Raw genomic sequence first — 17978 nt, forward strand, 5'->3', positions numbered from 1 at the left:
GCGTACACCTTATTTATATATAAAGATTTACGATATGAATAAGCTATTTCATTTCAAGATATGGTCATTGGCAGCCCTCACGCTCTGTCTCGCGGCCTGCTCTTCCGACGACGAGAAAGTGAATGCCGCCTCGGAACTGCTGAATGCGGAGAAAGAGGTGGCCTTTGCGGCTACTGAGACCAAAGGTCAGATCAACATCCTGGCCGACTGTCCTTGGGAGGTGACTACCATCGACCAAACCGGATGGCAGGATCTCAGCATCGCTCCCCTTTCAGGCGAAGGGAACGGTACTATTATACTCTCCACAGGACAGAACCACACATCGTCTGATCGCACAGCCGTCATCACATTAAAGACCAAGGGCGGACTGCAGCAGAAGGTGACCATCCTGCAGACTCGAAGTGGTGCCGACCTAAAGATCAGTCAGAACACTTTCGACTTCAGCGATGCAGCCGGCACGCAGACCCTGAAGATAGAGTGTAACACGGACTGGGAGATCTTAGGCATCTCGAGTCTACAGGCTTACGATACAAGTTGGCTGAAACTGAGTCAGCTGAAGGGCAACGGCAATGCCGAGGTAGCCATCAGCGTCTTAGAGAGCTTCGACGATGTGGAGCGTATCGCCCGCCTCACGGTCTCAGCAGGAAACCTGGGCGACAACTATTACAACATTGCTGTCACTCAGCAGGGCAAGGAGCTCGTCACCATGTCGACCAATGTCAACAGCCAGACCTTCGCTGCCGCTGGCAGTACGAAGAAAGTGACCGTAACGAGCAACGGCGCCTGGACAGCCACCATCCCCGAGGGCATCAGCTGGGCTCACATCACCCCCACCTCGGGCATCGGCAATGGCGAGATCAGCATCACCTGCGACGCCTACACAGGAGGCAATCAGGACAGGATGACGGTATTGACCATCACAGCGGGCTCGAAGACCCCCCAGCGCAGCGATGTCACTATAACGCAGACACCAAACTAACCGGAGGAACGATATGAAGACAAAACAACTACTTTTCAGCATATTATGCGTCGGTCTGCCACTGACAGCAGGACTGACGGCCTGCTCGTCGGACGAGACAACGGAAGCCAAGCCGGCCATGGAGCTGCTGATGGCCGACAAGGATATTGCCATGCCAGCCTCTGAAACCAGCTGGGCTGTGAAGATTACGGCCGACTGTCATTGGGACGTTACAGCCGTGGAGAACCCGGAATGGGGTGAGCTCACCGTTTCGCCACGCTCGGGAGAAGGCAACGGCACCCTCGTGCTCACCTCAGAGAAGAACCGCTCATCGCTCGACCGCACAGCCCTTATCACCCTCACATCGAAGGGTGGCCTGCAGCAGCGTATCGTCGTACGCCAGCTGAGGAGCGACGCGGCTTTGAGTATCAACAAGCAGGCTTTCACCTTCAACGATGAAGGCGGCACGGAGAGCCTGATCGTTGGCAGCAACAGCAACTGGACCATCGAGGGACTGGATGGTGTCGACTGGTTGGAGTTAAGCCAGACCAATGGAGGTTCGGGCACCACCGAGGTGTCGATGCGTGTGAAGCCCGCCTACGACGATATGAACCGTAGCGTAGAGCTGACAGCGGCCTCTGGAAATAACAAGGAGACGTTTGCCATCTACCAGTCGGGCAAGACGAACATCACGCTGTCGTTAAGTGCTTCGGAGCTTCCGAAGTTTGCTGGCGATGGTGGCACTCAGACCCTTACCGTCACCTGTAATGCCCAGTGGCATGCTTACGTGCCTGCCTCGGCATCGTGGATCCGCCTGGAGCCTGCCACAGGCATCGGCAATGGTGAAATCCGCGTCATCTGCGACGACAACCCCTCGATTCGTGATGAGCGCCAAGCAACGTTTATTGTCACCGCTGGTGCCAAGACTGTCTTGCAGAGCAATGTCCTCGTGAAGCAGGAGCCTGCCGAGGAGGTCATCATCCCTGAGGAGCCTCATAACCCCGATCCACATCTCTCACGTTAAAACGATTTGGCTATGAAGAAGTTTTTATTTTTAATCATATGCACCCTGCTTCCGATCCTAGCATCGGCACAGGAGCCTTATGCCATCCTTATCGATAACGGCACCGCACTGGAGTTCCGCTATGATAATGATAAGTCAGCATATCGTGATGCGATGGATATTGGACCGTTTACCGAGCCCATACAAAGAGGCTGGGATCTTTCAACAGAAAGTATCCGCTCTATCGTTTTCAATCAGTCATTTGCCAATTGTACATCTATTACGAGTACAGCCTACTGGTTCGCTGGCATGACCAATTTGGAGACATTCATTGGTCTGGAATACCTGAATACATCAAATGTAACGGCCATGAATGGGATGTTCTGGGTTTGTAGTGCCCTAACAAGTCTGGACCTCAGCAATTTCAACACACAGAATGTCAGCAACATGAGCAACATGTTTACACGTTGTTCCAGACTTGCAACTATCAAAGTTGGCAATGGGTGGAGCACATCGAACGTCAGTAGCAGTTCTGAGATGTTTGAAGAATGTACCAGTCTGGTAGGTGGCAGCGGCACAACGTATGACTCCAGCCACACAGATGCGTCCTATGCCCATATTGACGGAGGTTCATCTAATCCCGGCTATCTGACCGGTTCAGAAGCTAGCCAAGACGGACCTTGGTGGCAGGAGTTGCGCTATACGATTGATTATGGTGTTGACGTGTTGATACGAGCCAGGAGCAATGATAATGTTGAGCCTTGGATGATTGAAGAACTGGAACGCTTCCTCGAGCGTGGCAATCAGATGTATAATGAGCATTCTGCCGATGAAGAGGAAGTGCGCTGGATGGTTGAGGAACTCAACATGATCATCCGGGAAGTCGAAGAAGCAATGAATCGCCCCGCCAGCGATGACCCAGAGCCCTACGCCGTTCTCAGCGACAACAACACCGTGCTGACATTCTACTACGATGATCAGAAGTCCGCTCGCGGTGGTATGAGTGTAGGCCCGTTTACAACCACCGACGAACGCTGGGCGGGAGAATACGAACACATCCGTAGCGTTGTTTTCGACCCATCGATGGCTAACTGCACTTCTATTACAAGCACAGCACAATGGTTCGCTTACTGCAACGAGTTGACATCCATCTCAGGTCTTCAGTATCTGAACACATCGAATGTAACTTCAATGGTTGGTATGTTCCACCGATGCACCTCTTTGAGAAGTATCGACGTCAGCCATTTCAACACAGAAAATGTGACAAACATGAGCTATATGTTTGCAAATTGCTATGAACTGGAGTCACTCGATCTCTCAAACTTCAACACATCGAACGTAACAGAAATGTCCTACATGTTCTTTGGCGATGGTTCTACAATTTATACCTCACTCGACCTGAGCAGCTTCAACACCCGGAATGTGACATCCACTGTAAGGATGTTTGCTGCCAATCCTGTCCTGGCCACCATCTACGTAGGAAGTGAATGGAACATGTCGAAAGTCGATGCTGAGAATAGTCTGGATATGTTCTACAACTGCGAGAGGCTCGTAGGTGGCCGTGGTACAAATTACAATCCTAACCATAGGAACGTGGAATATGCCCATATCGACGGGGGCACGGCTAACCCTGGCTATCTGACAGACATCAATGGTTCCGGTTCCAGCGATCTGGAACAGAGAAGAGCAGAGCTGTTAGACATGATCGAGCAACTGTGGCAGCAAGCTGACGTATGCGCTTATGAACTGGATAGGAAAGACCCGCAGAGAACTTCAGATCTTTGGGCTCTTCTGGCTGAAATAGAAGCATCAATCTATGATGTGAGGGACAGGACGGAAAGAGCTGAATCAGACGCAGAACTTGACGAATGTGAGGAAAGAATTCGAATAATCCGTGATGAAATAGATTATCTACACATGCGCATTGCCGAGTATGCAGTTGGCGACGCTTCGTTCGATGGTCTGACGGCTCGCGTTTCTGGTAGTGCGACGCTCGACGATGCATTCGAGAGTGTAGGTGGCCGCGCTGTGGCTGCACAGACCATTGCCGCTATTGTGTGGAACGCCGACAATGCCCTAACGGCAGACATGCTCACGGGAATCAATAACCCCAACCTGCTCGTCTATGTGACGGAAGCCTCTAAGGCTCCTTCTGGCGTACAGAACGTGGTCATCAACGGCACTGCTGCAGAGATCGTGCTGACCGATGCCTCGGGCAACAACAACTTCTATTGTCCACAGTCGTTCACAGCCCAGAGCATCAGCTACACACGCAACTTCTCGCAGACCACGCAGATTGACGTCTGCCAAGGTTGGGAAACGATCTCACTGCCATTCGCCGTACAGAGCATTCGCCACCAGACCCATGGTGCACTCACGCCCTTCGGCGGTGGTAACAACGGTTATCCCTTCTGGTTGCGTCAGTTGTCATCTAGCGGTCTGTCACGTGCCACGGCTATCGAAGCCAACAGGCCCTACCTCATCTGCATGCCTAACAATACCGTCTATCCATCGGTCTACAACCAGGCAGGCAACATCACCTTCTCTGCCACTAACGTGACAGTGCCCGTCACCACCGAACAGACAGCATCAGGTGCTGGCGTAACCCTCAGGCCTGCCTTCCAACAGGTGGCACAGAGTGGCAGCGTCTATGCCCTCAACGTCGGTGAGGCCCGTGGCAGCAGTCCTGAAGGTAGTGTGTTTGAGCGGAACTACCGTGCCATCCGTCCGTTCCAGGCCTATACCACCCACTCGTCTGGCACCCGTTTCATCACGCTCCAGAGTCTTGGTTTGGGTGGCGACGACACCACAGGTATCGAAGCCATCGATACGGAGGAGGCTGATGACGGCAACGCCACCTGGCATACACTCGATGGTCGCCGTCTGGAAGGTAAGCCCGTAAAGAAGGGTGTTTACATCAAGGATGGACGCAAATATATTATCAAATAAGAAGGAATGAAAAAGACTCTTGCAATAATGGCTCTGTTGCTGCTGCCCTTCTGGGTAGCAGCACAGAAGCCTTTAGATGAAGTAGCCCGTATCAAGGCTGATGACAACTATATCTGGGGTGAAGGACGCAGTACTACCGACTCCAAAGCCACACAGTCGGCCCTCAACGACCTGATCAGTAAAATCTCTGTCACGGTGCAGAGCGAGACCAGTCTCGACATGCAGCAAATCAACGATGGTGACAAGATCGACTCTAAGTCGGCCATGGAGGCCGTCATCAAGACCTATGCAGCGGGTAGCCTCACCAACACCAAGAGCATTTTTGTATCTCATGAACCTGATGCCTATGTGGTACGCTACATCCATAAGGATGAACTCGAAAAAATCTTCCAAGAACGTGAAGACCGTATCCTGAGTTATGTCTATACAGCCCAGAATGCAGAGCGCGAGGGACGCATCGACGATGCCCTGCGCAACTACTACTGGGGCTTTTGTCTGCTGAAGAGTCTGCAGCATCCCAATGCTGTGAAGTTGGAGCAGGATGGTGTGAAGCACACATTGACGGTGTGGATTCCCGAACAGATCAACTTGCTCCTGGGCAATATCAAGACCGAAGTGGCTAAGATAGACGGCAACGTCATCGACCTGCTCATCACCTACAAGGGTAAACCCGTCACCAGCCTTGACTTCCGTTTCATGGACGGTCAGAACTACAGTAATATCAACTCCGCCAAGGACGGTCTCTCACAGATAGAACTCAACCCTGCCACTCCGACAGACAAACTACAACTGAAATACGAATATGAGTTCCTCGGACAGATGCGTCAGGACCGTGAGCTCGAGATGGTGATGGACGTATTCAACGGCACCCCCTTCCCCAAGGCTACGGTGATGGTGAATGGCGGCAGTAAGAAAGAGATGAAACAGGTACAGCAATTGTACCAGGCTGCTGTCGAAGGCATGAGTCAGGTACAACATGCCACGGCTGTCGAGTCACCAAACTTCTATGTCGCCACCATCGACAAGGTAGTAAAAGCCATCCGGAGCAAGGCCTATAGTAGTGTCAAGGATCTCTTTACCGAAGAAGGCTACGATATGTTCAACCGTCTCATCAGCTATGGCACTGCCACCATCCTCGGCAAGCCCGAACTCCACTTCTATCAGCTCAATGGCCGTGTCATCTGCCGTAGTGTGCCGATGAAGTTTGCCTTTAAGAACAATAACCGCTCGTTTGTCGAGGATGTCACCTTCACCTTTGGTGCCAACCAACTCATCGAGTCCATCGCCTTCGGTCTCGACAAGGCTGCCCGCGATGACATCTTCAACCGTGAGGCAGCAGGTTGGAGCGACAGTGTGCGCATGGTCATTGCCACCTTCCTCGAGAACTACAAGACCGCCTTCGCCCTAAAGCGTGCCGACTATATCAAGAGCATCTTCGACGACGATGCCATCATCATCGTGGGCCATGTCATCCGCAAGGCCCAGAAGACAGCAGAGAATGAGAAGTATCTCGACAATGAGGTTGTGAAGCACACCCGCTATAGCAAGCAGGAGTATATCAAGAATGTGGAGCGTAGCTTTAAGAGCAACCAGTTTATCAACATCCGCTTCACCGACAACGATGTGAAGAAAATGGGTGTCGGCGAGGATACCTACGGCATCCAAATCCATCAGGATTACTACTCCTCGTCGTATGCAGATACTGGTTACCTCTTCCTGATGGTCGACCTCAACGATCCCGATCTGCCGTGTATCAAGGTACGCACCTGGCAACCCAAGCGCGACCCCAACATCAACGGTAACTTCGACAAGAGTGACCGTTACTATGGCCTCATCTATGGAGGCAACTTCTAACATCGAATTCAGTATTAATCATTAAAACCAAAAGATTATGAAGACATTGAAGATTTTCGCAACATTGCTCATGTTGTTCGCCTTTACAACAAGTATGAACGCCCAGGTTCTGACCAAGGCTCAGGAGAAGGCCGTAAAAAAAGATGTAAAAAAGTATGAGAAGGAAGGCTGGAAGGTAAAGCCAGGAAGTCCTACGATCGCCATGCAGCTGACGAAAAGCTATCAGATGGTTTGGGAGAAGACCGCCGACGGTGCCGACCAGTGGATTATGGGCGAAGGTAGTAGCGTAGGTACCATCTATGATGCTGCCCGTACCCAGGCTATGACCGTGGCACAGGGAGAGATTGCCCGTAAGATGAAAACCGACTTGACGGCACAGATCGAGCAGGACCTCGCCAACGAGCAGTTCTCCCAACAAGAGGCAGAATCTATTGCCCAGACTGTTGTAAACACCATGGGAAGAAGCGTTGACCAAAGCATCAGCCGCCCCAACTCACTGATTGAGATGTACCGCGACTTACCAAATGGCAACGTGGAGGTACTCATGCGACTCGCCATCTCTTCTGCCAAGCTCGATTCCCTGGCCAAGGAAGCTATCGAGAAAGCTCGCAGAGACTATCTGCAGAAGCGTATTGACGAAGTGAAGAATAAGAATAAGTAATGACGAAACGTTGATTACAAATCACTAAATCATTACCCATATGAAAAAGCTAACGCTCATTCTTTTATTACTGCTTTTATCCATTGGTTATAGCCAGGCCCAGAGGCAACAGAGGCAACAGAGGCAGCAAAGGCAGAGAACGAGTCTCCAACAGAGAACTCAGCAGAACAAGGCAAATAGCTACGACGAACTTGTCAAGAATACCAACGAGAAGTATCAGGCTTTCCGCGACAGCGTCAACAGCCAGTATGCCGCCTTCATGGAGAAGGTCTGGAAAGACCATCCCCTCGAGGAAGCCGAGAAAGTACCTGAAGAAGAGCAGATGGAGCCCGTGGTCTACGACCAGGAGAAGGATGAGCAGTATCTGGCCGAGAAAAAACGCCAAGAGGAAGAATTGCGTCTTGCTGAGGAGAAGAAACAGCGTGAGGCTGAGCAGCAGAAACTTCTTGAGCTGAAGCAACAGCAGGAGCAACAACAGAAATTGTTGGCTGAAGAGAAGCAGAAGCAGGAGCAACAGCAGCAACAGCTCGCCGAGCAACAGAAACAGCAGAATCAACAGCAACAACAGCTCGCCCAACAGCAGAAGCAGCAGGAACAACAGCAGCAACAGCTCGCTGAGCAACAGAAGCAACAGGAAGAGCAGCAACGGCTCTTGGCTGAGGAAAAACAAAAACAGGAACAGGAGCAGCAGCAACTGGCCCAGGAGAAGCAGAAGCAGGAGCAGGAGCAACAGCGACTGGCCCAGGAAAAGCAGAAACAAGAGGCTGAGCAACAGCGTCTGGCTCAGGAAAAGCAAAAGCAAGAGGCCGAACAACAGCGTCTGGCTCAAGAGAGACAGAAGCAGGATCAGGAACTGCAGCGACTTGCCCAAGAGAAGCAGAAACGTGACCAAGAACTGCAACGCCTGACTCAGGAGCAGCAGAAACAGCAGGCTGAGCAGCAGCGTTTAGCCCAAGAAAAGCAACAGCATGACAAGGAATTGCAGCGACTTGCCCAGGAGAAGCAGAAGCAAGAAGCTGAGCAACAACGTCTTGCCCAGGAGAAGCAAAAACAGCAAGAGGAACAGCAGCGTCTCGCACAAGAAAAACAACAGCAACAGCAAGAACTGCAGCGACTTGCCCAGGAAAAACAACAGCAACAACAGGAACTGCAGCGACTCGCTCAGGAGCAGCAGAAGCAACAGCAACAGAAACAGCAGATCTTAGCTGATCAGAAGAAACAGCAAGAGGAACAACAGCGACTCGCTCAGGAAAAGCAAAAGCAGCTTGAGCAACAACAACGGATACTTGCTGACCAGAAAAAGCAGCAGGAAGAACTGCAGCGTCTGCAAGAGGAACGGAAAAAGCAGGAACAGGAGCGTCAGCAACTGTTGGCTGAGCGTAAGAAACTGGAGGCAGAACAGAAGCTTTTAGCCGAGCAGAAGAAAAAACAAGCACAGCAACAAAAACTGCTGGAAAAACAGAAGAAACAAGAAGAGCTCGAGAAACTCTTAGCTGATAAGAAAAAGAAAGAAGAGGAAGAACGCCTTTTGGCTGAGCGAAAACTGCAACAGGAACAGCAGCAGAAAGCTCTGGAAGAGCAGTTGAAAAAGCAGCAAGAACAGCAGCGGCTTCTTGATGAAAAGAAGAAACAACAAGAAGAGCAACAGCGACTCTTGGCCGAGAAGCTCAAGCAGCAAGAGGAACAGCAAAAGCTGATCGAAGAGAAACAAAAGCAGCAGCAGGAAGAGTTGCGTCTCTTAGAAGAGAAGAAAAAACAACAAGAACAGGAACAGCAACTGATAGCTGAAAAGCAGAAGAAGCAAGAACAAGAACAAAAGCTGCTGGCAGAAAAGCTGAAAAAACAGGAACAGGAGCAACAGCTCCTCGCTGAGAAGCAGAAGAAACAAGAACAAGAACTGCAGCTCTTAGCTGAGAAAAAACGCCAGCAAGAGCAGGAACAGCAGCTCTTAGCAGAAAAGCAGAAAAAACAAGAGCAGGAGCAACAGCTCTTAGCCGAGAAGAAGCGTCAGCAGGAAGAGCAGCAGCGACTCTTTGAGGAGAAGAAGCGCCAACAGGAGCAGGAGCAACAGCTCTTAGCCGAGAAGAAAAAGAAGCAAGAAGAAGAACAGCGCCTCCTCGCTGAAAAGAAAAAGAAGCAAGAGGAGGAACAGCGCCTCCTCGCTGAAAAGAAAAAGAAGCAAGAAGAGGAACAGCGTCTCTTAGCTGAGAAGAAAAAGAAACAGGAAGAGAAGGAACGCCTCTTAGCAGAGAAGAAAAAGAAGCAGGAAGAGAAAGAGCGTCTCTTAGCCGAGAAGAAGCGCCAGCAGGAAGAACAGCAGCGTCTCCTTGCTGAAAAGAAAAAGAAGCAAGAGGAAGAACAGCGTCTCTTAGCTGAGAAGAAGAAACAACAGGAAGAACAGCAACGCCAACTCGCTGAGAAAAAACGTCAGCAGGAAGAACAGCAACGCCAACTCGCTGAGAAGCAGAAGCAGCAGGAGGAACAACAACGCCAACTTGCTGAAAAGAAGCGCCAACAAGAAGAAAAGGAGCGTCTCTTAGCCGAGCAGAAGAAGAAACTTGAGGAAGAGAAGTCGAAGCCCATCTTGGCTGAGGTGATTCCTGTGCCCGAGAAGAAAGAGCAGCCCAGACCTATCGGTGATGAAAAGAAGCCTAAGGAAGCCGAAAAGCCCCAAAAGGATCTGGCCACAACCAACAGCTTCGAATTCTACGGTACCCCAATGGGCGTCAGATGGGGCAAGGCCTCACAGTTCAAGCTGAAAGGCAATGACGAAAAAACCTTCGCAGCCGCCTATCGTGAGCTGACAGGCGCAGACTACAACAATCTCCTGGACGACTGCATCAGGCTTCGCAAAGAGAAGAACCTCTGCGACTGGGCCTACTATAAGATGCTGCAGAACCTCGCCGAGGCAGCCTGTGGCAAGGGTACCAACGAGGCTGTTTTCCTTCAGGGTGTCTTGTTCTCACAGTCAGGTTATCAGATGCGCTTTGCCTATGATCCCCAGCACAAGCTGCATCTGCTGAGCCGTATCGACGGCTTTGCCTTCAACTACAACTACTTCATCGACGATGGGCAGATCTTCTTCCTGTTGGATGGCAGTAAGGAGAAGAGCTTGAGTATCTGTGAGGCGAGGTTCGACAAAGAGCAGGAGATGGATCTTGACCACTCTACCCTGCCCGACTTGAAGAAGAGTATGTCTGACAACCGTCGCGTGGTGTCCAACTTCGTCAAGTTGGAAGCTCAGACATCCGTCAACAAGAACATGATCCAGTTCTTCAACGACTATCCCATCTCCAATCCTCCCAAGGGTAAGGATCTGACGATGAAGTGGTACAAATATGGTAACCTGCCGATGACGCAAGAGCTTAAGGACAAGCTCTATCCCCAGTTGAAGGCCAAGGTGGGTACCTTGCCGAAAGTGGCTGCCGCCAACATGCTGCTGAGCTGGATCCAGTATGGCATCGAGTATATGCTCGACGAGAAGGTATGGGGGCACGACCGTCCGTTCTTTGCAGAAGAGACCCTCTACTACCCCTATGCCGACTGTGAGGATCGTGCCGTGTTGTTCTCTCAACTTGTTCGCGACCTGCTCGACCTCGACGTGGTGCTCGTCTATAATGCCAACCCCGGCCACCTCTATACAGCAGTAGCCTTCAATGAGGATGTGCCTGGCGACTATATCTCGGTGAATGGCCGTAAGTTCACGGTGGCCGATCCCACCTACTATGGTGCTGGTGTCGGCAAGACAATGAACCGCATGAACAATGCCACCGCCAAGGTCTTACTCTTAAATAAGCTATAATGAAATCCCTCTTGAAGAGATTTACCAACTGGCTCCGTAACAATCGGAAGACGCTGGGTGTCTCACTCCTGGTCAGTCTGGCCATCACCATCTTCAGCTATGTGGTGGGCAACTCCATCCATCCCATGGCCGGAGAATATGCCGCCCAGAAGCAGATCAGCGATTTCAGGAAGTTCCTGGGTCTGCAGATGGGCAATGTGCCCGACAGCATCCTGTTTATCAATGTCTGCTACGATAAAGAGCTGGTGCCCATCGAAGAAGAGGGCATGCCTGTAGGTGAGACGCCCATCACCGACCGCGAGAAGTTGCTAAAGCTGCTCACGGCTGCCAAAGAGGCCAACAACTACCGTTACATCTTCATGGATGTGTTGTTCGACGGCCTTTTCGAGACCCCCGTTGACTCGGCTTTGTTTGAAACCATCATGTCGATGGACAGGATTATCATTCCTGATCACAAGGGAACCACGCTGGCCGATGAAAGACTATATCAGAAAGCAGCCAATGCCGACTATGCCGTCACCTGGAAACAGCTGACCTTCGCCCATTACCAGTTCCTCCACGACGACAGCATCCCCTCCGTGGCCCTCAAGATGTATGCCGACAGGAACCATCTGGAGGATTATGGCATCAAGCCTCACTGGGGAGGCCTATGGTATACCGACAAAGGTCGTCTCTGTAAGAACGGTGTCACCCTGTTCATCAATGTCAGCATCAATGGCAGCTTGCTCGACGAAGAAGGCCAGGTTCGTGAGCGTAACTACATCTACCTCGGTGCCGACCTTTTGGACATGGATGAAGTGGTGCCCATCAAGGAGCAGATTGAAGACAAGATACTCGTTATCGGAGATTTCAAGGGCGACAGGCACACTACCTATGTTGGGCCTCAGCCTGGCTCCGCCTGTTGCATCAACGCCTATCTCATGCTGATGCAAGGCAAGCACCTCGTCAACTGGCTGAACATCCTGATTATGTTCATCGTCTATACGACGGTAGGAACCTTCTATCTGCGAGGCGCCTCCTTCCAGACCCTCTTTGCCAATCCCTGGCTGGGGGTTCTGATGTCGTTCCTCAGTACGGCCACCCTCTTCATGGTGATAGCACTCATCGCCTTCTGGCACGAGATTGCCTTCAACATGTGGGTGCCCGCCACCATCTACTCCCTCATCGACACTTATGTACAAAAACGCAACTTATTTAATAAAAAGAAAAATGAAAAGAATCTTTCTACTTCTGGTGCTTAGCCTGGGCATCAGTTACGTATACGCAGGCAACTTCAAAGTGCTCTTCGTCAACGATGCCAACCTGAAGTACACCAACGGGAAAGCCGTCAAGGTGGGCGACACCTTCAAGGCTGCCGAGGACATTAACTGGCAGAAAGACAAACAGGCCGTGAAAGCCATCGATATGTCGACCAAGAAACAACTGATCTTCCTCGGCAGGGAATGGACCCGTAAGGGTGGTTTCGATGTACTGGTATCCAGCAAACGCCTCTCCACCCACGATGCAGCCGGTCTGCCACCAGAGCAGCAAGACCCCTTCAGCGGTATCTTCGACGATGAATATCTGTTGCTCGACCCTATCGAGATACCTGTCAAGGAGAGCATTGCCCTCGATGACAACAATCATTTCGAGGTCACCTTCGACTATGGCGACACCCGTCTGACGAAAACGTTGAAACAGAATGGCAGGGCGTTGGTACTCGACAAGTCTATCTTCGAGGTCGACGGTGAGAAGTTGGAACCTCGCGATATCGTCATCAGCATCGACTACATCGCAGCCGACAACCCCATCCCCACCCTCGCCAAGGACAAGGTAGACATCATCTACATCCCCGACGTGCTGGAATAATCGTAATGAAGCTCTCAGCTGGTAGGGAGATGGTAAGGCTACCATCCTCAATGCTGAGCATTTGGGCTTCGGCATGTCTATGGCTATTGGTGACATAAGCCACGACTTCCTTTTGACCGACAGGAAGACCTGAGATCTGAGCTTCACAGGAAGCGCCATTGTTCACTATGTGGACAGCACATTCGCTTGTGGCGATGTTGGCAAATGCGGCAACGTTGATGTCTTCCTTACTGCAGGATACCGGAACGGCAAATGCATTCTCTGGTGTCATGGATAGCTGCTTCAGGTTAAAGTAACGCTGTGTAGGACGCAGTGGTCCATCTGAATGATAAATACCGTCACCCCACAGAATAGAATAATCAGAAGTGAGTTGCCACTGCAAGATACTTAGCGGTTGGCAAATAGCACAAAGTCGTGTATAGAGATTGATTTCATAAAGGGCAAATGTGGTCTCGTTAAAGATGCCGGGGTACTGATGAGCTGCAGCATCCGTACTGCCTTCCCCTACAATCAGCGGCACATTCAATTTCCGTGAAGCCTCTGCCCATTTCTTCAATGTGACATCGTCGCACCCTCTCCACGAATGGAATGAGATGGCCCCCACATACTTATGTGCTGCCGGGTCGTTAAGTGTCGGAAGGATAAAGTCGAAGGTTGTAGCATCAGAATTGTCTCCCAAAAGCAGGCGCGTCTTCAGTCCTCGCTCTGCCAGATATTGCCCGAAGGCCTTGATGAAGTCGCGATGTTCCTCTGGAGAGAACACCACATCAATACCCAAATCTGACTCGTTAAAAGAGAAATAGTCCGCCTCAACACCATAATCTTTCTTCAGGAATTCCAGATAGTCGGCCAAAGAGGCAAATATCCGCTCCTTCTCCGACTCCTTCAGATGGAAAGCCCTTGCCGTACCATCTGACCGGGTGGTCTGTTCACCTGCTCATCGTGGTGGGAACCAGCAACTGACAATGACGGGCATGCCTGCCTGTTTCAGTTTCTGCCCTACTCCCGCACTACGTTTGACATGGAGATTCTGTGCCCCTTGCATATCCCAGATAGCCCATGGCATCTCTATGCGTCCGAAGGCCACACGCATGTTTCTCAAACAATAGTCAATCACCACAGAATCCTTGGCTGGATTCTGAATGCGGAAGTTACCTCCAAATCCAGCAAAGGCTCTTCCTGGTTTAGTAAGGTCGATGACCATCTTAGCCGTTTCATGATGACGTGTGCCATCAACAGTCATAGTGGCGGCAAGTTCTACCGAGCTTTCCTTTTTGAGTGTCGGCATCAGCGCGACATACAGCACCTTGTCGCCATCTTCATTCCTGACCATAGCCTTGACGGGCTTGTCAAAGAAAAGCGTAATCTTCCGTTTCGGTGCCACAACCGAGACTTTTTGTTTCTGAATATTTATCTTAGCCGAGGCATAGTGGCGTGGAGAGAAACTCATGCAGAACCACAGGCTCTCGTCAAGATTCTCCTTTGCCTCTGCCCGCCATTTCAGACCCACAGTCTGTAAATCCTTGTCAGTTACAGATTGGGTGATCTCCACTCCATGCATCGGAGTAATCGTCTTTTGAGTGCTTCCTTCACGGATGTATCTGATGTGTTGCTGTTTCTCTCGTCCGCTCTTCTCCATCTCACCACTGAGTGTGCCAACTCTCAGTGACGATTCGAAGTCAATGAGCTCTCCCTCAAGACGGACACCCGTCATATTACTCCATGCCATAACCTCTGTATGCACGGCAGCTGGTTCCAGGCGCTCCGCTAGCTCAAAGGCCATACGACTATGGTGATATGGACAGTTCCATTCGCCCACCTTAGGGACATTCAAGGGAGTTCCATTCAATGTCAACTCCTTAAACCATCCACCATTCTCTTTGTCTATGAAATGTGTCTTTACATAGCTCCAGGTCTTGAAAGCAGCGTCAAGAAACATTTGTTCACCAGTCAGCTGCCAAGCATTAACCGCACCAACAATTGTTTCGCATTGCGGCCACCACGACATCTTCTTGCTATAGCCTTGTGGCGTTTTCTCATAACGCATGGCACCTTCTGGGGTAAGGCCTTCCTTCAATGCCGTCCGTGTCATCTTAACGGCCTGGTCATCCACCAGTTTTTTCAATATCGGATCGCCAATAGCTGCCGCAGCCTCGCTCATTAGCCATGCAGTCTCTATATCGTGCCCATAAGAGTCTGTCTCTCCGATAGGGTTCCAACTATCGTCACAGAAAAGAATCAGATGGGCTCGCTGAGGCGAGTAGAGTCTAGTACGCAAGATTCCGAGTAACTCTTTCAGATTATCCCTTAGTCCTTTGTCCGGCCACACCTGATAGAGAGTGGTGAAAGCTTCTAAGAGGTGAATATGCGTATTCATTGTCTTCGTAGCGTCCACCTGTCCATCGACACCTTTCATGGAGGCTTTACTATAGTCGCGTTGGAATGATTCGACATAACCTGAGCGAGACTTGTCGTGGACTTTCTTCTCCAACGTATCGTATAGTTTCAGGGCCGTGTCCAGACTTCTGCGGTCACCAGTGGCACGGAAGTGTTCTGCCAGTCCGTAGATACCGAAGGCACAAGCGTATGTCTGTTTGGTAGCATCCTTCATACACCCCTCATGATCGAGAGTCCAGAATACGCCACCATACTTCTTGTCAATAAAGTGATGTATATAATAGTCGGCAGCTCTGTCGGCTATATTCTTATATGTCTCCAATCCGTAATGACGGTAGGCTTTCGAGAAGGTCCATAGGATACGCGCATGTAGCACAGCACCTTGTGGAGCCGTTTCTATCACCTTGCCGTCATTCATCACCATACCATAGAAGCCTCCCTCTGGGTTGATTGTTTTCTCCATCCAGAACGGTAAGACATCCTCCGTGAGATCCTTTGTTGTCTCCACACGTAGGGTTTCCACATTGTTGGGGCTCCAGGCCTCCATCGTCATAGCATAGCTTATCAGCCACACCACGAATCCTGTTATTCTTTTCATCTGCATATTCTGTAAAAAACTATTTGGTTGCAAAGATAATAATAAAAACTGAAAAAAAAGAAAAGAGGCACAATCATCCCGATCACGCCTCCCCTCAACCAAAACATTAATACATTACTTAACTAACTATATAACTTATTTATACAAATAACCTAATATCCTGGATTTTGGTCACAAAGTGAATTGGCTGTTAATTCCGAGGTTGGAATTGGGTAAACCAGATGTATTGGATTCCAGTCCCACACACGTGGGGTGACAGGAATCATAGAAGCTCGCTCTGCTTCCGATGCATTGTCCCATGGTTCATTATAATCAATGCCCGACGGCACATAATATTTACCAGTACTGGTATTGTAGAAGGTGGCACCTCCGTTCTTGGGATACTCACAGTTCAACCATTCCTCTACAAAGTTACAGCGACAGAGATCATACCAGAGACTAAACTCATAATACAGCTCCTTTCGACGCTCCTGGAAGAGGGCTACCATCCATACCGGAGAAGTGTATCCCTTCTCTTTCGCATAGTTGGCATAGTGTGTCTGGGCATCAGGCACTGGCACTGTTGCCGTATCTTAACATCTTGCTGCACTGTCTGCAACGACAGCGTGCATCCTCTCATGTTTCCCATCGAAGCGATGGCTGGCGACATGCAGGTGAGAAGGAGCGCCAAAATGCTTACTTTTTTAATAATAGATTCTTTCATAAAGATAATAATTGAGTTTTGGGTTGTTATAAAGAGATATTATTGGATACTCTGAATATCTTTCAGGAACAAGTAGCGGCTGTTCTTGCTCATGGTTTTCAGTAAGTCTTCATGCGCTTTCATCAGCATTCCCATGGCTGGATGCCCTCCACGTGACGGAGCATGACGCCAAGTCAGGAGGTATACCGACTCATATTGAGCCAGCGTCTTCTGCAGTTCTGCACTGGCAGGACCACACTCACTGAGAGCAAAGAGTTTATGCTTCTCTTTGGCAAGGGCAGTCGTAAAGTCCAGTGCCTTATTCACGTCACGGATAAAAGACTCTCCAGAACCATACCAGTCAAAGGACAGCATGTCAATATACGCATCGCCAGGGTAGCCTCGCAGATATTCCTCGGCCGAATAGACCTTATCAGTATTATAGGCATAGAGGATATTATGGAGGCCTTTACTACGCAGATAGCTGACGGTATAGCGCCACAGACTTGCATATTCCTCATCATAACAACGGGTGCGTCCCCACCAGAAGAAGTTGCCGGAATGCTCATGCCAGGGGCGGAAGATAAAGGGTATGAGCTTCCCCTTATCATTGCGCCAGCTAAGGAAGAATCGGGCCAATCGGTCAAGCCATGTGTTAAACATCGCATGATTGCTGCCGCCAGGAAGGATACTCCTTACTGCATTGAGGTCAGAGGCTGAGAGCATATTCACATCCCAGGCCGAACCTGCACCGTTGGGTTCTTTGATGCCTGGCCATTGTGCAGTAATCGGATTGACCACATGCCAGCTGATGGTGATGATACCACCTTGGCGGTACCACCACTGAATGCGCTCCCGGATATCCCGGAATGCCACGGAGTCGAGACTTCGGTCTCCTCCAAGTTCGAGTTCTCCAAGTTCAAAGCCAGCAATAGCAGGATAGTCGCCTACGGCCTCCTTTGTATCCGAACGGTCTGGCTCATACCACCATGTATGTCCACACATCAGATCATCCTGATGCCCGTACATGATTCCTCTCTCTTGGATTTTCCAAAGACGCTCATATAAGGAGCGAGCCTCTGGCGTTGCGTCGGGATCGGCAGGCTGTCTCTTGCCTACTTCTGCATACGAATCAGCTACTCCCAGAACCAACAGGAAAGACAGTAAGAAATACTTTCTCATACTTTTCTATTTTTAAAGGTTATCAGTTGAATTAAACATTATCG

At 50.3% G+C, this 17978-nt stretch carries 12 protein-coding genes; 8 read left to right on the plus strand and 4 right to left on the minus strand.

Annotation, left to right across the window (positions count from 1 at the left end):
• The first annotated feature begins 34 nt into the window (after positions 1–34).
• Genes BMY16_RS05470 through BMY16_RS05515 form a run of 8 tightly spaced genes read left to right on the plus strand, consistent with a single transcriptional unit; the run spans position 35 to position 13075 of the window.
• Positions 35–979, plus strand: coding sequence for a BACON domain-containing protein (locus BMY16_RS05470; RefSeq protein ID WP_170836015.1), 945 nt, complete (start codon positions 35–37; stop codon positions 977–979).
• A gap of 13 nt (positions 980–992) precedes the next feature.
• The gene (locus BMY16_RS05475) at positions 993–1982 is read left to right on the plus strand and encodes a BACON domain-containing protein (RefSeq protein ID WP_091840731.1); all 990 of its coding nucleotides are present in this window, start codon (positions 993–995) and stop codon (positions 1980–1982) included.
• Between the two features lie 12 nt (positions 1983–1994).
• Positions 1995–4910 (plus strand): BspA family leucine-rich repeat surface protein, encoded by a 2916-nt coding sequence (locus BMY16_RS05480; RefSeq protein WP_091840733.1) that lies wholly within the window; start codon positions 1995–1997, stop codon positions 4908–4910.
• A 6-nt stretch (positions 4911–4916) separates the two neighbouring features.
• Positions 4917–6764 carry a hypothetical protein gene (locus BMY16_RS05485; RefSeq protein ID WP_139207132.1) on the plus strand — a complete coding sequence of 616 codons (1848 nt, stop codon included), beginning with the start codon at positions 4917–4919 and terminating at the stop codon, positions 6762–6764.
• A gap of 37 nt (positions 6765–6801) precedes the next feature.
• Positions 6802–7425 (plus strand): hypothetical protein, encoded by a 624-nt coding sequence (locus tag BMY16_RS05490; protein WP_091840736.1) that lies wholly within the window; start codon positions 6802–6804, stop codon positions 7423–7425.
• Positions 7426–7465: 40 nt separating this feature from the next.
• Complete coding sequence (locus tag BMY16_RS15440; protein ID WP_170836016.1) at positions 7466–11227, plus strand: coiled-coil domain-containing protein; 3762 nt, start codon at positions 7466–7468, stop codon at positions 11225–11227.
• An 11-nt stretch (positions 11228–11238) separates the two neighbouring features.
• On the plus strand, positions 11239–12468 hold the full coding sequence (locus BMY16_RS05510; protein ID WP_170836017.1) for a hypothetical protein: 1230 nt from the start codon (positions 11239–11241) through the stop codon (positions 12466–12468).
• On the plus strand, positions 12437–13075 hold the full coding sequence (locus BMY16_RS05515) for a hypothetical protein (protein WP_139207133.1): 639 nt from the start codon (positions 12437–12439) through the stop codon (positions 13073–13075). Before BMY16_RS05510 ends, BMY16_RS05515 begins: the two co-directional genes overlap by 32 nt.
• Here the strand turns inward: BMY16_RS05515 and BMY16_RS05520 are convergent.
• The 4 genes from BMY16_RS05520 to BMY16_RS05535 form a co-directional block, all read right to left on the minus strand.
• On the minus strand, positions 13047–13928 hold the full coding sequence (locus BMY16_RS05520; RefSeq protein WP_091840743.1) for a glycoside hydrolase: 882 nt from the start codon (positions 13926–13928) through the stop codon (positions 13047–13049). The two genes, BMY16_RS05515 and BMY16_RS05520, sit on opposite strands and share 29 nt — an antisense overlap.
• An 84-nt stretch (positions 13929–14012) precedes the next feature.
• On the minus strand, positions 14013–16070 hold the full coding sequence (locus BMY16_RS05525; protein ID WP_170836018.1) for an AGE family epimerase/isomerase: 2058 nt from the start codon (positions 16068–16070) through the stop codon (positions 14013–14015).
• A gap of 152 nt (positions 16071–16222) precedes the next feature.
• Positions 16223–16630, minus strand: a complete 408-nt coding sequence (locus BMY16_RS05530) for a RagB/SusD family nutrient uptake outer membrane protein (RefSeq protein ID WP_139207134.1) — start codon at positions 16628–16630, stop codon at positions 16223–16225.
• 182 nt (positions 16631–16812) lie between these two features.
• The gene (locus BMY16_RS05535) at positions 16813–17934 is read right to left on the minus strand and encodes a glycoside hydrolase family 26 protein (protein ID WP_091840746.1); all 1122 of its coding nucleotides are present in this window, start codon (positions 17932–17934) and stop codon (positions 16813–16815) included.
• Positions 17935–17978: the final 44 nt, after the last annotated feature.

This window comes from Prevotella sp. ne3005, from assembly GCF_900110085.1.
Lineage (GTDB): Bacteria > Bacteroidota > Bacteroidia > Bacteroidales > Bacteroidaceae > Prevotella.

Bases quoted from the DNA above. Each gene is read 5' to 3' on its own strand.
- BMY16_RS05470 (WP_170836015.1), top strand. From the start codon at position 35: ATGAATAAGCTATTTCATTTCAAGATATGGTCATTGGCAGCCCTCACG.
- BMY16_RS05475 (WP_091840731.1), top strand. From the start codon at position 993: ATGAAGACAAAACAACTACTTTTCAGCATATTATGCGTCGGTCTGCCA.
- BMY16_RS05480 (WP_091840733.1), top strand. From the start codon at position 1,995: ATGAAGAAGTTTTTATTTTTAATCATATGCACCCTGCTTCCGATCCTA.
- BMY16_RS05485 (WP_139207132.1), top strand. From the start codon at position 4,917: ATGAAAAAGACTCTTGCAATAATGGCTCTGTTGCTGCTGCCCTTCTGG.
- BMY16_RS05490 (WP_091840736.1), top strand. From the start codon at position 6,802: ATGAAGACATTGAAGATTTTCGCAACATTGCTCATGTTGTTCGCCTTT.
- BMY16_RS15440 (WP_170836016.1), top strand. From the start codon at position 7,466: ATGAAAAAGCTAACGCTCATTCTTTTATTACTGCTTTTATCCATTGGT.
- BMY16_RS05515 (WP_139207133.1), top strand. From the start codon at position 12,437: ATGAAAAGAATCTTTCTACTTCTGGTGCTTAGCCTGGGCATCAGTTAC.
- BMY16_RS05525 (WP_170836018.1), bottom strand. From the start codon at position 16,070: ATGAAAAGAATAACAGGATTCGTGGTGTGGCTGATAAGCTATGCTATG.
- BMY16_RS05535 (WP_091840746.1), bottom strand. From the start codon at position 17,934: ATGAGAAAGTATTTCTTACTGTCTTTCCTGTTGGTTCTGGGAGTAGCT.